13 protein-coding genes are annotated in these 17176 nt (G+C 40.5%); 3 read left to right on the forward strand and 10 right to left on the reverse strand.

Annotation, left to right across the window (positions count from 1 at the left end; genetic code table 11):
* The coding region (locus tag BG00_RS02400) for an S-adenosylmethionine:tRNA ribosyltransferase-isomerase (protein ID WP_190276274.1) at nucleotides 1–260 on the reverse strand (260 nt) is incomplete at its 3' end.
* Nucleotides 261–976: 716 nt separating this feature from the next.
* Between BG00_RS02400 and BG00_RS02405 the strand changes: the two genes are divergently transcribed.
* Together BG00_RS02405 and BG00_RS02410 are read left to right on the forward strand one after the other, a co-directional pair.
* Nucleotides 977–3508 carry an EAL domain-containing protein gene (locus BG00_RS02405; RefSeq protein WP_036980275.1) on the forward strand — a complete coding sequence of 844 codons (2532 nt, stop codon included), beginning with the start codon at nucleotides 977–979 and terminating at the stop codon, nucleotides 3506–3508.
* A 188-nt stretch (nucleotides 3509–3696) separates the two neighbouring features.
* Nucleotides 3697–3894: a hypothetical protein gene (locus BG00_RS02410; protein WP_036980276.1), complete on the forward strand. Its 198-nt coding sequence runs from the start codon at nucleotides 3697–3699 to the stop codon at nucleotides 3892–3894.
* Between the two features lie 46 nt (nucleotides 3895–3940).
* Here BG00_RS02410 and BG00_RS02415 read toward each other — a convergent pair whose 3' ends face one another.
* The 7 genes from BG00_RS02415 to BG00_RS02445 form a co-directional block, all read right to left on the reverse strand.
* Nucleotides 3941–4858 (reverse strand): hydrogen peroxide-inducible genes activator, encoded by a 918-nt coding sequence (locus tag BG00_RS02415; RefSeq protein WP_036980277.1) that lies wholly within the window; start codon nucleotides 4856–4858, stop codon nucleotides 3941–3943.
* An 82-nt stretch (nucleotides 4859–4940) separates the two neighbouring features.
* Nucleotides 4941–6209, reverse strand: a complete 1269-nt coding sequence (locus BG00_RS02420) for an inorganic phosphate transporter (protein WP_036980279.1) — start codon at nucleotides 6207–6209, stop codon at nucleotides 4941–4943.
* Between the two features lie 39 nt (nucleotides 6210–6248).
* Nucleotides 6249–6923, reverse strand: coding sequence for a TIGR00153 family protein (locus tag BG00_RS02425; protein WP_036980283.1), 675 nt, complete (start codon nucleotides 6921–6923; stop codon nucleotides 6249–6251).
* Nucleotides 6924–7031: 108 nt separating this feature from the next.
* Nucleotides 7032–7733: a phosphate signaling complex protein PhoU gene (gene phoU / locus BG00_RS02430; protein WP_036980285.1), complete on the reverse strand. Its 702-nt coding sequence runs from the start codon at nucleotides 7731–7733 to the stop codon at nucleotides 7032–7034.
* 44 nt (nucleotides 7734–7777) lie between these two features.
* The gene (gene pstB, locus BG00_RS02435; protein ID WP_008114812.1) at nucleotides 7778–8605 is read right to left on the reverse strand and encodes a phosphate ABC transporter ATP-binding protein PstB; all 828 of its coding nucleotides are present in this window, start codon (nucleotides 8603–8605) and stop codon (nucleotides 7778–7780) included.
* 19 nt (nucleotides 8606–8624) lie between these two features.
* Nucleotides 8625–10274 (reverse strand): phosphate ABC transporter permease PstA, encoded by a 1650-nt coding sequence (gene pstA, locus BG00_RS02440; RefSeq protein ID WP_036980287.1) that lies wholly within the window; start codon nucleotides 10272–10274, stop codon nucleotides 8625–8627.
* Between the two features lie 15 nt (nucleotides 10275–10289).
* Nucleotides 10290–12524: an ABC transporter permease subunit gene (locus BG00_RS02445; RefSeq protein ID WP_036980289.1), complete on the reverse strand. Its 2235-nt coding sequence runs from the start codon at nucleotides 12522–12524 to the stop codon at nucleotides 10290–10292.
* Between the two features lie 327 nt (nucleotides 12525–12851).
* Between BG00_RS02445 and BG00_RS02450 the strand changes: the two genes are divergently transcribed.
* Nucleotides 12852–13358, forward strand: coding sequence for a glycine cleavage system transcriptional repressor (locus tag BG00_RS02450; protein WP_036980290.1), 507 nt, complete (start codon nucleotides 12852–12854; stop codon nucleotides 13356–13358).
* A 102-nt stretch (nucleotides 13359–13460) separates the two neighbouring features.
* On the opposite strand, the gene BG00_RS02455 is transcribed toward BG00_RS02450, so the two are convergent.
* Complete coding sequence (locus tag BG00_RS02455) at nucleotides 13461–13916, reverse strand: hypothetical protein (RefSeq protein WP_036980291.1); 456 nt, start codon at nucleotides 13914–13916, stop codon at nucleotides 13461–13463.
* 143 nt (nucleotides 13917–14059) lie between these two features.
* Entirely contained in the window at nucleotides 14060–17176 is a 3117-nt protein-coding gene (locus BG00_RS02460; protein ID WP_036980293.1) for an efflux RND transporter permease subunit, read from the reverse strand.

Consider the following 17176-nt stretch of genomic DNA (forward strand, 5'->3'; position numbering starts at 1 on the left):
TCTAATACACGCTCTACCAGCACCTCAACTTTACCGCCTGATTCTTTTTGACCAAACATACGCGCAGGTATTACTTTGGTGTTGTTAAAAACCAGTAAATCGTTTTCGTTAACCAGTTCAAGAATGTCACTAAATATTTTATGCTCAACAGCACCGCTCGGCCCATCTAAGCTCAATAAACGGCTACTGGTTCTGTCTGCTTTAGGAAAACGAGCAATTAATTCATCAGGTAAGTCAAAGCTAAAATCAGCTACGCGCATTGTTAGAATTCCACATCATTTAAAATCGCGCCAAGTGTATACCCAAACCACCTCAAAATGCGAGTGTCGTTGGAATTAAAAGCGATTTAGGCAAGGCATTGATTGCAAATAATAGTGGTTCTATTATTAATATCAATAACGCAGTATAAATCGCTTTTAAGCCAACCCGTGGGCGTTTCACAGGGGCATACTCTCATCGTTGCTACTTCTTGAAAGGGACTACCATGACTGCAAAGTATCGCCTTGATATTAAGCCCCTGTGAAGCGCTGAATTCTGCATTTTGAGGTGGTTTGGGTATATTTAAACCACCTCAAAATGCGAGTGTCGTCGGAATTAAAAGCGATTTAGGCAAGGCATTGATTGCAAATAATAGTGGTTCTATTATTAATATCAATAACGCAGTATAAATCGCTTTTAAACCAACCCGTGGGCGTTTCACAGGGGCATACTCTCATCGTTGCTACTTCTTGAAAGGGACTACCATGACTGCAAAGTATCGCCTTGATATTAAGCCCCTGTGAAGCGCTGAATTCTGCATTTTGAGGTGGTTTGGGTATTTAACTATTACTAATGAAGCTCAAGATAACCCTTATATTCTCCCTAATTAGCTATCAATGAACTACATTTAAAATAGCGGTTAAATACGCTTGTTCTTATGGCTAAATATCATTACTCTTACTGTTTTATAATCTGCATTTCTCGGAGTGGTACCTAAGTGGCAAAACAGCTTAAATTGCTAATATTAAATACAAGTAATGATGAGCGCCAGACTATACGTGCCACGCTGGAGAGGCTTGGTGTGTTTGAGTTTATTGAAGCCTCAGACAGCCAAGATGCGTTAAAAATCTTAAAGAACCAAAGCGTAAATATAATCATAACCGGCTTAGATGTAGGTAAAATTGATGGCTGGCGGTTTTCACGTATGATCCGCTCTGGTTTACTTAACACGCCGAAAAATACGCCTATTTTACTTATTCCGCCCATTTATTGTGAGCGTATCGCCGAAACTACCGCACGTAGCTATGGCATAGATGCAGTACTGCCTTTTGAACGCCAAGATATATTGCCGCAAATACTCGCAAATGTGTTGTCGAGTCATTTAGAAAAAAGCAGTCGCTTAAACCTGTTGTTATTAGAACCCTTTAGCAGCAGGGCAAACGAGATGAGTGAACAATTAAAGCTTAACTTTGCAATTACTCATGTTACTAACGAAAAAGCCGCGCTCAGTGCCTATAATCAACAGTCGTTTGCTATTGTGCTACTTGATGCCACTGCAGCACAAGCTGAGAGCTCAAATCAATTAGTAGAAAAGATTTTGCAGCATAACCCTCAGCAAGCCATTGTTACTATTATTGATAAAAACGATGCTGATTACGCTGAGCAGTTATTACTTTCTGGTGTTACCGACTTTATTCGCGCCCCTTACGATCCTTCATTTTTGAATAAAGTCTGTGATCATGCAGCGCGTCGTGAAGACTTCATGGTGAGCTATGCTGAGTTTGCTAACAAAGTGCAGCAGTTAAGTGTTAGTGAAGTAAAATATCGTGACCTATTTTCAGCGCATCAGCGTATTTTATTGCACTTAAACACGGTTGTACTTGAACTAGATCAGCAAGGAAATATTCGCTTTATAAACCCGGCGTGGGAATCTCTAAGTGGTTTTGGAGTTAAGTCGACCTTACAACAACCACTCACTGCGTTTTGCACCACAGAATATAAACAGTCATTACAATCAACCATTGATGATATTTTACAAGGTGGCGCGAACAAACAAAAAATAGAAGTTAAACTGAGCCAAAAAAACGGTAACTCAGTATGGGTCGAATGTCGGCTTCAGTTAATAAAAAATAGCAGCAACAACGCCACTATCACTGCCACACTCGATAACATTCATGAGCGCAAACAAGCAGAGTTGCAATTACGCCATTTAGCCCTGCATGACACCTTAACAGGGCTACACAATCGTTATTATTTTGACCAACAACTTAACTATATTTGTCAAAACGAAAATACCTATGCAAATATTGAGCATGCGCTGATTTATATCGATCTTGATCACTTTAAAATAATCAACGACAGTAAAGGCCATCAACAAGGCGATATTGTTTTAAAAGAAGTGGCACAACTGTTTATTGCCAATATTAGTAATGAGCACCTGATCTGCCGTGTGGGTGGCGATGAGTTTGCGGTGATCCTTAAAAACACCAATTTATTAGACGCACATTTAATTGCACAGAGGATTTGTAGTGCCATTGAGGGCAACCAATTTAAGTCAGAAGATCAAGTGTATTCAATTAGCTGCTCTATTGGCTTAACACAAATTACTGCTGATAACTGCGACCCAAATGAATGTTTAAAGCAATCAGATATTGCGTTATATATTGCTAAAAATTTAGGCCGTAACTTAGTACATTGTTATTCAAAACAAGATGGTGAAAACAATGCGCTGCAAACGGGCTTAGAATGGGGCCATGGCGTACGCCAAGCTCTACAACAAGACAGTATAGAACTTCATTATCAACCCATTTGGGATTTTAAAACTAATCAGGTTGCTTACTTTGAAGTACTACTGAGATTAAAGCTCGACGACGAACTTATTTACCCAAATCAATTTATTCCCTCATTGGAAATGCTTAACGACACCTTTTTAATGGATCAATGTGTTATTCGTAACAGTATTGCAAGTGTTGCTGCGCACCCAGAGCTTCTTCAGGTTGCAATAAATTTATCGGCACAGTCATTTTTAGATGAGCGTTTACTGCCGTTAATAGAGTCGAGCCTCGAAAAATACCAAGTGTCTCCATCAAAAATTATTTTTGAAATAACCGAATCGGCTAGCATTAATAACTTGGCTGCCACTCGTAAAATGATTGAACGGTTAAATAATTTAGGCTGCCACTTTTCGATTGATGACTTTGGTACCGGATTTAGTACCTTTAATTATCTTAAACAATTACCAGCCCAACATGTGAAAATTGACGGCTCATTTGTCCGCGATATGCTTAACGACTCCATTGACTTAGCGCTAGTGAAAGCCATAAATGACATCAGTCGCTCACTAGATAAGCGCTCTGTGGCTGAATATGTGGAAACCGCTGAAGTATTTTTTGCACTCAAAGAAATAGGCGTAGACTACGGGCAAGGCTATTTTATTGCTCGCCCTGTCCCTATCGACAAGGTACTGATTGAATTAGAAAAAATAAAGAACAACCCTATTTTTTATCAAGATACCCTCACATCACTATAAACATTAATAAACAAATTTAAGCAATTTATTACTACCCAAATTGCTCATCTAACCTATACTTTGCTTATCGGCAGCAAAATGTCATGAAAATTAAGTGATCACCTTGATTTTACATGACATCTTTATTTCTTATCGTCTAGATGTCTATACTGTTAAAGGTGGACATAGGGGGCATAAGGAGGATGTTTATGATGCAACTAATCACGTTATTATTGTTTATACACTTTGCTATTGCGCTTCAATGTTACAAGTATGCCCAGATTAAAGGCTACCCTGTAAAAACCTTTACAGTGCTTGGACTGGTGCCTTACTTCAATGTTGTTGTGTGGGTTTACTTATTGTTTTTACCGCCGCTAGAGAGCTACCAGCACAAGCAGCCACTTTAATTCCCTGTGTTATTGAGCGTATTATCTCTAATACGCTTTTTTTACGTTACTTAAAATCAACACTGCACTGCTTTTTCAAAAAGACCTCTAACTGTTGGCTAAACAATTTAAAGTCACGAATCCGCCCCGTTGTTTTGCGCCACAGTACACCAATATCACGATAGGCATTACCTTGTGATGGCGTAGCAAGCATGTTTTTGTTTTCTAAAATACCCGCGTTAATCGCCATTTGCGGTAAAAAAGTCACGCCAAGTTTGTACTCAACCATACTCAATAAAGTATGTAAGCTAGCTGCCTCAAAGGGATTTATACAGCTAGAGCGGTTTAAATGGCACGCACTGAGCGCATGCCCAGTCATACAGTGCTCTCGCTCAAGTAAAAATACACTCGCTTCTGGTAGTAAATTAAAGTCTTCAATGCCTTTAGCTGGTGTGTAGTCTTTATGGTGCACTAAGCTAAAATGATCTTGTGCAAGTACTTGAGTATGAAATTTATCGGTTTCGTAGGGCAGCGCTAATAGTGCCAAGTCAATTTGCCCATGCTCTAACTTATCAAGTAGCTTGTCGCTGGTATCCTCCACTAAAACTAACTCTAAGTCAGCAAACGTTTGCTGACAAAAGTGATAAAGAGGCGCTGCAATAAAGCTCGCAATCGTAGGAATAACACCTACCGTTAATGTGCCGCTAAGCGGCGTTAAAAAGCTTTTGGTAAGCTCTTTTAAGCTAATAGTGTCGTTAATGATTTTTCTTGAACGCTCAACAACCTCTTCACCAATGGTGGTAAACATAAGGCTGCGATTTTCTCGTTCTATAAGCTGACACCCTAAGGTCTCTTCTAAATTTTGAATTGCGGTGCTCAGCGTTGACTGGCCAATAAAGCAGGCACTTGCTGCGCGGCCAAAATGTTGATGCTGATGCACAGCTAATAAATACTGTAGCTGCTTTATACTAGGGAGATTGGTCATTTTTCTTTCCACAAATAAAAAGACCCCAACACCAAGGGGCGTTGAGATCTTTTCAAGCTAAAAGTCTTTTAAGTACTTTTTATTAAACCCCAAAAGCGGTTCTTAGTACGTAGAAAATAACAATAGCAAGGGCAGCACCAACTGGCAATGTAATTACCCAAGAAACTACAATATTTCTTATTACACCCATATTAAGTGCGGCAATACCACGTGCCATACCTACACCCAACACGGCACCCACTAGGGTTTGTGTGGTTGAGATAGGTAAGCCTGTGCCCGATGCAATAACAACGGTAGATGCAGCGGCTAATTCAGCAGCAAAACCACGGCTTGGTGTTAAATGTGTAATTCCTTCACCAATGGTTTTAATTACTTTTTTGCCTAAAATAGCAAGACCGGCAACAATACCTAAACCACCCAGTGGTAATATCCACCAAGCAATAGCCGCTTTCTTCGCGATTTCACCATTATTTTCAACAATGTTTACAACAGCAGCTAGTGGTCCAATTGCGTTAGCAACATCATTAGAACCATGAGCAAATGCCATACAACAGGCTGTTAGCACCATAAGTACTGCAAACACTTTTTCTACATTGTTAAACTGCATTTCTCTATCCGCTTTAGGATCGATATTTAAACGAGAAATCGCAATTTTACCAATAACAGCAACTAGTACCGCTATACCTATAGAAATAGCAAAACCTTCAAAGGTACCTAAATTAATACCTATGTGCTTTAAGCCTTTTTTAATGGTCACAAGTGCCATAATAAAGCCAGCTAAACCCATGTATATTGGTACAAAACGCTTTGCATTTTTAAGTGGAGCGTCTGTATCAAATATCAGCTTTTGCGCACTCATAAATATTAAGTACGCTATAAAACCTGATATCGCCGGCGTTACAATCCAGCTACCTACGATACCGGCAACCTTACCCCATTGAATAGCCTCTGTGCCTACTGCAACCAGAGCAAAGCCAATAATAGCGCCAATGATTGAATGAGTGGTCGATACCGGCCAACCTAAAAACGAGGCAATTAATAACCAACTGCCCGCGGCAAATAATGAGGCGATCATACCTAAAATCATCAATTCAGGAATGTCGGCAAATGGGGCCGCATCAATAATCCCTTTACGAATTGTTGATGTTACTTCACCACCGGCTAAATAAGCACCTGCAAACTCAAAAATCATCGCGATAAAAATCGCTTGTTTAATGGTAAGTGCTTTTGAACCTACTGATGTACCCATCGCGTTGGCAACGTCATTTGCGCCAATACCATAAGCCATAAAAAAGCCGACTGCTGCGGCAATTAGAATTAATACCGTGCCGTAAGATGCAATGATATCCATTGTGTAACCTTAATCTTTCGTGTTTGAACTGATTTTAAATTAACGAGCTAACATCAGCTCAAGACGTGACCCTACGCGCTCTGCAATATCTGCAAGTTCGCCAACCCATTCAATGATTTTGTATAAAAACATTACATCTACTGGATTTAGCTCACTTTCTACTTTACGTAGTTGGCGGCGTATTCTAATTTGCATTTCATCCGTGTCTTGTTCTATGGCATCCAATTCTACGAGCATTTTTTCAACCAGAGTAACTTCTCTGCCTTTAAAGCCCGTTTCTAACAATTCTTCTAATTCATTAATCGCTTTAGATGCTTGTTTTGTTGCATCAACACAACGAGTTACATACGCCAAAAAGTCTTCTTGAATCTCTTGTGGTATGATCATCTCACGACCAATTACACGCCCAGCAATGTCTTTTGCCTTATTAGCAATTTTGTCTTGTTGGGTTACTAATTCGAGAAGGTCTGTACGCTCTACCGGCATGAATAATCCGCCAGGTAGTTGTAAGCGTATAGTTCTTTTCATTTCATCGGCTTCACGCTCTAAATTACGAATAGTTAAACGTAGCTCTTCAGCTTGTTGCCATTCTTCTTTAAAAACATGATTAAAAAAAGGTACCAAACTTTCGCTTGCTTGATGCGCTTTTCTGATGTGTTCTTCTATTGGTTTTATAGGTGATTTTGCAAAAACACCTAAAAAATTTGTTGGCATAACTGACCCTTTAATCAATTCAATATGCTGTTCAGCGTGAATTTTACAGCATTAAGCTAGATTGTGAACGCTTTTTCTCATTCAATTATTTTCTAGTTATTCGTATCACTACAGTGATTTTTCAATATCGTCTTGAGATGTATGACGAATATCTTTACCGTTTACAAAATAAATGACGTATTCAGCGATGTTTTGACAACGATCCCCAATACGCTCTAATGAGCGAACAGACCATACTAAATCCATAATTTTTGGAATTGAGCGCGGATCTTCCATCATGTACGTCATTATTTGACGGGTGATAGCTTCATACTCTCTATCTACTTTAGCATCCTCTTTATGCACTTCAAACGCACGTTGCACATCCATACGTGCAAATGCATCTAAAACGTCATGCAGCATTTTAGATACTTGGCGACCCATATTTTCAATATTTACTAATAAATCTTGTTGATCCTTAGTAAATGAGTCTAGTGCAACTTTAGCAATTCGCTTAGCTTCATCACCAATTCTTTCTAAATCAGCAATGGTTTTTGCTATTGCAATTACTAAACGTAAATCACTGGCTGCCGGTTGGCGCTTAGCAATAATACGTGTGCAATCTTCATCAATACTGACTTCCATTGCATTAACTTTGTAGTCGTTTTCACGTACTTTTTGTGCCAATACCGCATCGTTTTTGCTAACTGCATCAAGTGCGCTATTAAGTTGTTGCTCAACCAACCCACCCATACTTAGTACATGGTTTCGCACATCTTCTAACTCTTGGTTAAAACGACCAGAAATATGTTTATTAATGTTGTGTTCCATAATGACCTTCTTTAATAATTCATTGTTTTAGCGTTTTAACCCGACTAGCCGTAGCGTCCGGTAATATAATCTTCAGTTTTTTTCTTCGTTGGTGTGGTAAATAAGGTATTGGTATCTGAATACTCAATGAGCTCACCCATATACATAAACGCGGTTTGATCAGATACCCGCGCTGCTTGTTGCATGTTATGAGTAACAATAACCACAGTAAATTTATTCTTTAAATCATTAATTAGTTCTTCAATCACTAAAGTTGAAATTGGGTCGAGTGCTGATGTTGGTTCATCAAGCAATAATACTTCTGGCTCTATCGCAATTGAGCGAGCAATAACTAAACGCTGCTGCTGACCGCCCGATAAACCAAATGCACTATCGTGAAGTCTGTCTTTTACTTCATCCCATAATGCCGCACCACGCAATGATTGTTCGACCACTTCATCAAGCTTACGCTTTTCTTTGATCCCTTGCAGGCGAAGACCGTAAACCACATTCTCGTAGATTGATTTAGGAAACGGGTTTGGACGCTGAAACACCATGCCAACATTACGACGAAGCGCAGCAACATCTACGCTTTTGTCGTAAATATTTTGCCCGTGCAGCATTATTTCGCCTTCTATGCGACAAATATCAACCAAGTCATTCATACGGTTAATACAACGCAGCAAAGTTGACTTACCACAACCCGACGGACCGATAAATGCCGTTACTTGGCCTTTCGGAATGTTCATATTTACTTTACTCAGTGCTTGCTTATCACCGTAGTAAAGGTCGAGATCTTTAATTTCTAGCGCTTTTTGTTCGTCTGTTAAATTATTTAAATCTAACTTCAAGCTTGGCTTTGCTTGGTTTACTTTTGGAGCGACTGTAATCATGTTTGTTACCTATACTAAATTAATGCTCAAGCGATCTGAATTTTTCACGTAAATGGTTGCGTATACCAATGGCGGTGATGTTAAGGGTAATAATAACCGACACTAACAAAAAGGCCGTTGCATATACCAGCGGACGCGCCGCTTCAACGTTAGGGCTTTGAAAGCCAACATCGTAAATATGAAAACCTAAGTGCATGAACTTTCTATCTAAGTGTATGTAAGGGAAGTTACCATCAAGCGGCAACGTTGGTGCCATTTTTACTACACCCACCAGCATAAGCGGTGCAACTTCACCCGCAGCACGAGCAACCGCTAAAATTAACCCCGTCATAATAGCAGGACTGGCCATAGGAATAATGATTCGCCATAACGTTTCTACCTTAGTCGCGCCCAGTGCTAATGAACCATCACGTACTGTGCTTGGAATACGAGATAAACCTTCCTCGGTTGACACAATTACCACAGGCAGAGTTAATATAGCCAAGGTGAGTGCCGACCACATCACTCCGGGTGTACCAAATACAGGCGTAGGCGATGACTCTGGGTAAAATAGTTGGTCAACACTGCCACCTACCATATACACAAAGAATCCTAGACCGAATACACCATATACAATTGACGGAACACCCGCTAGGTTAATAACCGCAATACGGATCATTTTAGTAATTGCGTTTTTAGCTGCATATTCATGCAAATAAATGGCGGCAACCACACCAAATGGCGTCACAATCACAGCCATTAACATCACCATGAATACCGTACCAAAGATAGCAGGAAATACACCGCCTTCGGTATTGGCTTCACGTGGGTCATCTGAAACAAACTTGCCTAACTGCACAAAGTAATGGCCTAGTTTAGCAAAAAAGCCCATGTCGTTTGGAAACCATACATCCAACACTTGATAAAGCGGGATAGTAACAATCTCACCACGCATATCTTTCACAGTTACTTGGTCACGCTTAGCTTGGTTACGCAGTGCAAATAACTCTTTTTCAAGCTCACCATATTGCGCACGTAAATCAGCACGGGCTTGAGCAAGTTCAGCTACGCGCTCATCAGTTAGCTCGTTATCAAGCAAATAGGCTTTTTCCTGTAAACGTAAACGCTCTAACTCGTAGTTTATATGACCAATATCACCATTTTGTAAATTCAGTGCTTCGTCATTCAAGTCAACCGCACGCTCTACAAGATCATGTAATGTTTCAACTTTATCTGTAGTTATTGTTTCACCGTCTTTAATTACTGATTCTACATAACCGTAAAAGTTACCGTTTTTGCTACGCTCAAATACCGCGAGTGCTTTTGGTGCTGAGCTTTGTGTAATATCAGTTTCAAGTATCCAGCGAAAGTCTAAATCTACATACTCACGGTTACCGGTTTTAATTAGTAAACGCTCAACCTCGTCTTTTTCAAATTTAGAAACATCAATACCGGTTGCCGCTAAACGCGACTTAGGTACTAATTCACGGTCGTAAATTTCACCAATAACGGTTTGTTTAGTAATCGAGCCTTCAAGCTCATATTGCATAACTTGAGATGGCCAAAAAAAGCTTAATCCCTTCCATGCAATCATGGCGAGTAAACCAATTACTGAAATTAAACTGATGCTGACGGCACCACCGGTCATCCAAATCCAAGGAGAACCAGACTTAAACCACTGTTTTACCATGTCGTGTTTCTCCACTTACATTGAGCTATATTTTTCACGCAGCTGCTGACGAACAAATTCAGCAACGGTGTTGAAAATAAAGGTAAATATGAATAATACAAAGGCGGCTAAGAATAGAATTCGATAATGCGAACTCCCCACTTCCGACTCCGGCATTTCGACGGCAATATTAGCGGCTAAGGTACGCATACCTTGGAAAATACTCCAATCCATAATCGGCGTATTACCGGTTGCCATCAGTACAATCATGGTTTCGCCTACGGCGCGACCTAACCCCATCATGACCGCAGAGAAAATACCTGGGCTAGCCGTTAGTAACACCACGCGAATTAGCGTTTGCCACTGCGTTGCACCTAATGCTAACGAGCCATTCGATAAATGCTTAGGAACGCTGAATACCGCATCTTCCGCAATTGAGAAGATAGTAGGAATAACTGCAAAGCCCATCGCAATACCCACTACTAATGAATTACGCTGATCGAAGGTCATGCCTAATTCATTTGTTAGGTATTGACGCACATTGCCATCAAACATCCACAGTTCAATACTTTCGCTCATCGCAAATGACAACCAACCAATAAATAACACCACAGGAATTAATAAAATTGAATGTGAGCCTTCAGGAATTTTATGGCGAATAGCTGCAGGTAATTTAGTCCAACCTAAAGCGGTTGCTAAAATACCTAATGGCAGTAATACGAGTAAGCCAACAATAGCCGGCAGGTGCTCTTCAATTAAAGGCGCTAACCACAAGCCAGCTAAAAAGCCGAGTATTACCGTTGGCAGAGCTTCCATTATTTCAACGGTCGGCTTAACTACGCGACGTAATTCGCTCGACATAAAGTAAGCGGTGTAAATAGCGGCTGAAATAGCAATAGGCACAGCAAATAACATTGCATACATAGCAGCCTTTAAAGTACCAAATGAAATTGGTACCAGTGAGAACTTAGATTCAAAATCATCACTTGCAGACGTTGATTGCCAAATATAACCCGGCTCAGGGTAACCCTCGTACCATACTTCTTGCCAAAGCGCTGACCACGTTACTTCTGGGTGTTCGTTATGAATTTCTAATACCGTTAGCTTGTTATCAGCCAAAATCAGCGCGACATTTGAACGCGGAGCAATAGCAAACTGTTCAATTGCACCTTCACTGACTTTACCTTGCCACAACTTTGCTTCACTGGTTGTGTAATAAACACCTAGTTCACCATTTTGACCGGTTGTGAAAAAGGTGCGACGGTAAAACTCAGTAAAAATATTTAACTTACTTTGCTTAGTGGTTTCAAACGAACGAATTTTTTGAAACTCGCGACCTGAGTCAGTGTTTACTTCAAACCACTGCGATATTTCACCATTATCATTGGCCAGCATGAGTGAGTTTGCGCCAGCTAATAATTGTGATGACACGATATTAGCGTTTTCTTCGTTAGCAGATAATAATTGGATTTGCTCTACTTCACTTGGGTAGCGAGTATCGAATACGTAAATTTGATTAGCAGAGCGAACAAATGTGCGGGTGGTATCCGGCGACATTAATAACTCATCTACGCGACCATCAATGTTCAATTCGGTACGTTCAACTTGCCATTCGACTTCACCGGTAAACATATTTTCTTCGGCTACAAAGCTGCTAAATACCACACGTTTATCGGCGGTAAGTGCCACAACGGCTGTTTTGTCCTCATAATGACTAAAGGCAAAACGCTTAATAGCAGCACCTTGCTCATCAACTTCGAGTGCCATCTCACCCGGTGGATAACCTAAACGCGGAGTTAGCTTACGTTCATTATTAGGAAAGGTGACTAAAAACTTAGGCGCTACAATTATCACTGTGCCATTTTCTAAGCCATACGCATAATGACCTTGAAAAGGGGCACTATTTGCAAAGCTGGTTACCTTCGCAGGTAAAGTGGCATTAAGTGTTTTTAGTTTTTTACCAAAGTTTGCTTTATCAACACTATAGAAGTTAACTTGACCTTGATTATCAAGTAAGTAAGCAACCTCAGTTTGTTCTTCAACACCAAGCCCAACTATTTGCTCAGCATTAGCAACATTAAAGCTAGCGCGCTTTTCAACTTTAGCTGACTCAAAAATAGGCTGCACTACATAAAGAAGGTAAAAAAAGATCAATAGCAGTGCTATCAATACCATTATACCGCCTGCGGTTATGCCAAACTTAGCAAACCGGTCTTTAAATAGACGGCTTCGATCCGTATTAAAAGTCGGTTTATTCGGATTTGAAGTCATCAATACACCCTTATATCTTAACGTTGGGCGCATTATATTTCATCAAAGTGACAGTAATGTTACAGTCGTAATAATTCTTTACTGGAACCACGAAATAATATTAACGTATTGTTTTATTAAATAATTGTATTTATTTATGTGTTATTAATAAACTAAATCAATTATTAATTGGACAAACTATTTATCCAAGACAATACTCAATGGGCATCTAATATAACAATCCTTTTGTGGTTAGCTTTTACATACATTAAGAATCACATACATTAGATCGCATCACTTAATGCCTATGCATTTATTTTTTCATTTGGGCTTAAAAAGAGAACTATTATGAAGCAGTTGGTAATAAGCATTTTAGGGGAAGATCGCCCCGGTTTAGTAGAAAGTATTTCATCGGTTATATTGGAAAACCACGGTAATTGGTTAAGCAGTAATTTAAGTCATTTGCTTGGCCACTTTGCTGGCATTATACAAGTTGAGGTGGCTGAAGAGCATTTACAGGCATTTCAAGATGCGCTTAATGGGCTTCCTAAATTAGATGTCCGTATTGAAAAAGGCAACACCGAAATTGAGCCTGTTGAACTCGAGCAGCTTAATTTTGTGATCACCGGGAACGATCGTCCCGGTATTGTCCAAGAGTTGGCAAATGTTATTCGTCATAAAGGCGCTAATATTACGAACTTAAACTCTAGGCAGCAAAGTGCGCCAAACTGGGGGGTGCCAATTTTTAGTGCCGTTGCCACCGTTAGCCTGCCTAATGGGCTTAACAAAGACGAAGTAATTAACGCTCTTGAGTCAATTACGAGTGACTTAATGGTTGATGTTGAACAAAGTTAAATGTGCTCTATTATTTTCAATACAAAAAGGCGCTAATTACAACGCCTTTTTTATATCAATTATACAATCGCGGTATTAATCAGCGACAAATAACACATAGTGCTACATGTCGGCGTGGCGGTTAATACTTTGTATCATTTGCTTTAATCCTTGCTCTTCAAGTTGCAACAGCTCACTTAGTTTTTCTTGAGCCTCAGGTGATTGTGCTTTATCAGCCAAATAACTATATGCGTTCAATACTTTTTGATGCTGCTTTGATAAATATTCTTGAATTACTTGCTCATCTAACTGGTTACTGCGATCTAAATCAGTAAAGTTAATGATTTCTGAGTGCCCTGAAAAATATTCATAACAATACGTATCTAAAGTGTTTATTTGCGTGATGGCTTTAAAGCCAATTAAATCCTCAGCGAGCTTTTTTTCATACTCTACACAATAATCAATTAGCTGTTTGTTATGTTCCCCGAGTAAATCCCTTACACTAAAAAAATTAGCCGCCATTTGTGTGTGAAACTGGACGGTCCAATCGAACACTTCTTGGATTGTTTTAACTTGCATGTGCGTTCCTTACTATTTAACCCTAATGATTAAATAGATGCGTGAATCATGCCAATAAAAAATATAATAAAATCAGTGGCTAGACTAAGTTTGGGTAACTTGCACTGATTTTTTCAGTACAAGTTACACAACCAGTGTAAAAATTATAGATTTCGCTTTCGCCATAATAAATACACCGCGGGTAACACCAGCAATGTTAAAACAATGGCGCTAAACATACCGCCAACCATGGGGGCGGCTATTCGACTCATTACTTCACTGCCCGTGCCTGTGCCATATAACACCGGTAACAGACCAATCACTATGGTTGCTACCGTCATCATTACAGGGCGAACGCGCAAACCGGCGCCTTCTAATATGGCATGCTTAAGCTGCTCAATACTCATGCTTTTTCCTAATTGAGAGGCGGCCTCTACCTGCGCTTTATACGCTTGGTTTAAATACACCAACATAATAACGCCTATTTCTACGGCCACCCCAGCAAGGGCAATAAAGCCGACCCCCACAGCAACAGAGAAGTTAAAGCCTTCTAAATACATGAGCCAGATGCCACCTATCATCGCCAGTGGTAATGTCGCCATAATAATAAATACTTCAGTGAAGCTTCTAAAATTCAGGTAAAGCAGTACCACAATAATGGCTAATGTTAACGGCAACACATAACTCAGTTTCGCCTTAGCGCGCTCCATATATTCGTATTGCCCTGCCCAAGTTATAGAATACCCTGCGGGTAAAATTAGCTGCTCGTTTAGTAACTGCTGAGCACTTTCTACATAGCTGCCAATGTCAGTATCTTTAATATCAATAAAGCTCCAGCCATTTAAACGGGCATTTTCACTTTTTATGCCAGGAGGGCCATCGCTAATGTATACATCAGCCACGTCGGCAAGTGCAATACGTTGCCCAGCAGGGGTTACAATAGGCAGTAGCATTAACTCCTCTGGTGAATCACGATACGCTTGCGGATAACGAATATTAACTGGGTATCGCTCTTGACCCTCAACCGTTTCAGTCACGTTCATTCCCCCAATGGCGGTTGCGACCACTTGCTGCACATCTGCAATATTTAAACTATAACGCGCTGCTTTTTCGCGGTTAATATCGACCTTAATATAACGCCCACCCGCTACTCGCTCTGAGTAAACCGACGCCGTACCGGGAAAGTCTTTAAGCAGTACCTCTATTTGTTGACCTATTTTTTGAATTTCATTCAAATTAGGCCCCGCGACTTTTATACCCACTGGGGTTTTAATCCCTGTAGCCAGCATATCTATTCGCGTTTTAATAGGCATTACCCAAGCGTTTGTGAGTCCTGGGAACTTTACTAAAGCATCCAGCTCTTGTTTGAGCTTTTCGGTGGTCATGCCCTCGCGCCATTGATCTTTAGGCTTAAACTGTATAAAGGTTTCAATCATGGTCAGTGGTGCCGGATCGGTTGCCGTTTCCGCTCGTCCAATTTTACCAAATACGGTTTTTACCTCGGGCACAGTGGCAATCAGCTTATCGGATTGCTGTAATAGCTCGCGCGCTTTACCAATAGAAATCCCAGGGTAAGTGGTTGGCATATACATTAAATCCCCCTCATCAAGAGGTGGAATAAACTCACTGCCTATTTTATTTACCGGATAAAGGCCCACTAAAGTAATAATCAGTGCCACCAACAAGGTGCTTTTTGGGAACTTTAACACCATATTTAACAGTGGCTTATAACTATTTACCAGTAAACGGTTTACCGGATTTTTATTTTCAGATATCACCTTACCGCGAATAAAGTACCCCATCAGTACGGGTACTAAGGTAATTGCTAAGCCGGCAGAAGCCGCCATTGCATAGGTTTTTGTGTACGCTAATGGCGCAAACATTCGCCCTTCTTGAGCTTCTAAAATAAACACCGGCATAAAGCTAACTGTAATGATTAATAAGCTAAAAAATAATGCAGGCCCTACTTCACTGGCAGAATCAATCACCACTTGCCAGCGGTTTTCATCGGTCAGCGGCTTTTTCTCCATGTGTTTGTGCATGTTTTCAATCATCACAATCGCACCATCTGTCATGGCACCTATCGCTATAGCAATCCCGCCTAATGACATGATATTGGCATTAATCCCTTGCCAATACATGATAATAAAGGCGGTGAGTATGCCTAAAGGCAAGGTAATAATAGCCACCAACGATGAGCGTACATGGAATAAAAACACCACACACACTAATGCCACTACAATAAGCTCTTCCGTCAGTTTAGAGGTGAGGTTATCAACTGCGTCTTTTATTAAATGAGAGCGATCGTACACAGGTACAATTTCAACCCCCTCAGGCAGGCCTTTTTTAAGTGACTCCAATTTAGCTTTGACGAGCTCTATGGTTTTTTGCGCGTTTTCACCAAAGCGCATAACTACTACGCCACCAGCCACCTCGCCTTCGCCGTTAAGCTCGGCAACACCACGGCGCATTTGAGGACCTAAACGCACATTAGCAACATCACGTAACTGTAGTGCAGTACCGTTAGCGTTTATACCTAAAGGAATAGCTTCTAAATCAGCCACACTTTTTACATAGCCAGTGCTGGTAACCATGTATTCGGCCTCTGCCATTTCAACAACTGATGCCCCCATTTCTTGGTTGCCTTGCTTAATGGCAGTTTGAATAAGGCTTAGCGGAATACCATAGGCACGTAACTTATCGGGCTGTACGTTAACTTGGTATTGTTTCACCATGCCACCTACCGATGCTACTTCGGATACACCGGGCACAGTTTGCAGTTCAAACTTTAAAAACCAATCTTGTAAACTGCGTAGCTGACTAATATCGTGCTTACCTGTGGTATCAGTGAGTGCATATAAATACACCCAACCAACTCCTGTGGCATCGGGGCCTAGCTCTGCAATTGCCGTATTAGGTAAACGCGCAGATACTTGACTTAAATATTCTTGAACACGACTTCGTGCCCAGTATAAATCGGTGTCTTCGTCAAAAATAACGTACACATAGGAGTCGCCAAAAAACGAAAAACCGCGTACTGTTTGCGCCCCTGGTACCGATAACATCGCCGTGGTTATAGGAAATGTAACCTGATCTTGCACTACTTGCGGCGCTTGCCCAGGGTAAGATGTTTTAATAATAACCTGTACATCAGATAAATCGGGTAAGGCATCTACTGGGGTGTTTTTTACAGCATACAAGCCGCCACCAATCAATATAGCGGTCAGTAACAGTACAAAAAAACGATTAACAACAGACCAGCGAATAATTGCAGTAATCAT

Origin of the sequence: Pseudoalteromonas sp. SCSIO_11900 (genome assembly GCF_000576475.1) — a bacterium.
Lineage (GTDB): Bacteria > Pseudomonadota > Gammaproteobacteria > Enterobacterales > Alteromonadaceae > Pseudoalteromonas > Pseudoalteromonas tetraodonis.

Excerpts from the sequence above, each read along its gene's own strand:
- phoU (WP_036980285.1), bottom strand. The coding sequence starts at position 7,733 with ATGGAACACAACATTAATAAACATATTTCTGGTCGTTTTAACCAAGAG.
- BG00_RS02425 (WP_036980283.1), bottom strand. The coding sequence starts at position 6,923 with ATGCCAACAAATTTTTTAGGTGTTTTTGCAAAATCACCTATAAAACCA.
- BG00_RS02415 (WP_036980277.1), bottom strand. The coding sequence starts at position 4,858 with ATGACCAATCTCCCTAGTATAAAGCAGCTACAGTATTTATTAGCTGTG.
- BG00_RS02460 (WP_036980293.1), bottom strand. The coding sequence starts at position 17,176 with ATGATTACTGCAATTATTCGCTGGTCTGTTGTTAATCGTTTTTTTGTA.
- BG00_RS02445 (WP_036980289.1), bottom strand. The coding sequence starts at position 12,524 with ATGACTTCAAATCCGAATAAACCGACTTTTAATACGGATCGAAGCCGT.
- BG00_RS02420 (WP_036980279.1), bottom strand. The coding sequence starts at position 6,209 with ATGGATATCATTGCATCTTACGGCACGGTATTAATTCTAATTGCCGCA.
- BG00_RS02450 (WP_036980290.1), top strand. The coding sequence starts at position 12,852 with ATGAAGCAGTTGGTAATAAGCATTTTAGGGGAAGATCGCCCCGGTTTA.
- BG00_RS02455 (WP_036980291.1), bottom strand. The coding sequence starts at position 13,916 with ATGCAAGTTAAAACAATCCAAGAAGTGTTCGATTGGACCGTCCAGTTT.
- pstB (WP_008114812.1), bottom strand. The coding sequence starts at position 8,605 with ATGATTACAGTCGCTCCAAAAGTAAACCAAGCAAAGCCAAGCTTGAAG.
- BG00_RS02410 (WP_036980276.1), top strand. The coding sequence starts at position 3,697 with ATGATGCAACTAATCACGTTATTATTGTTTATACACTTTGCTATTGCG.
- pstA (WP_036980287.1), bottom strand. The coding sequence starts at position 10,274 with ATGGTAAAACAGTGGTTTAAGTCTGGTTCTCCTTGGATTTGGATGACC.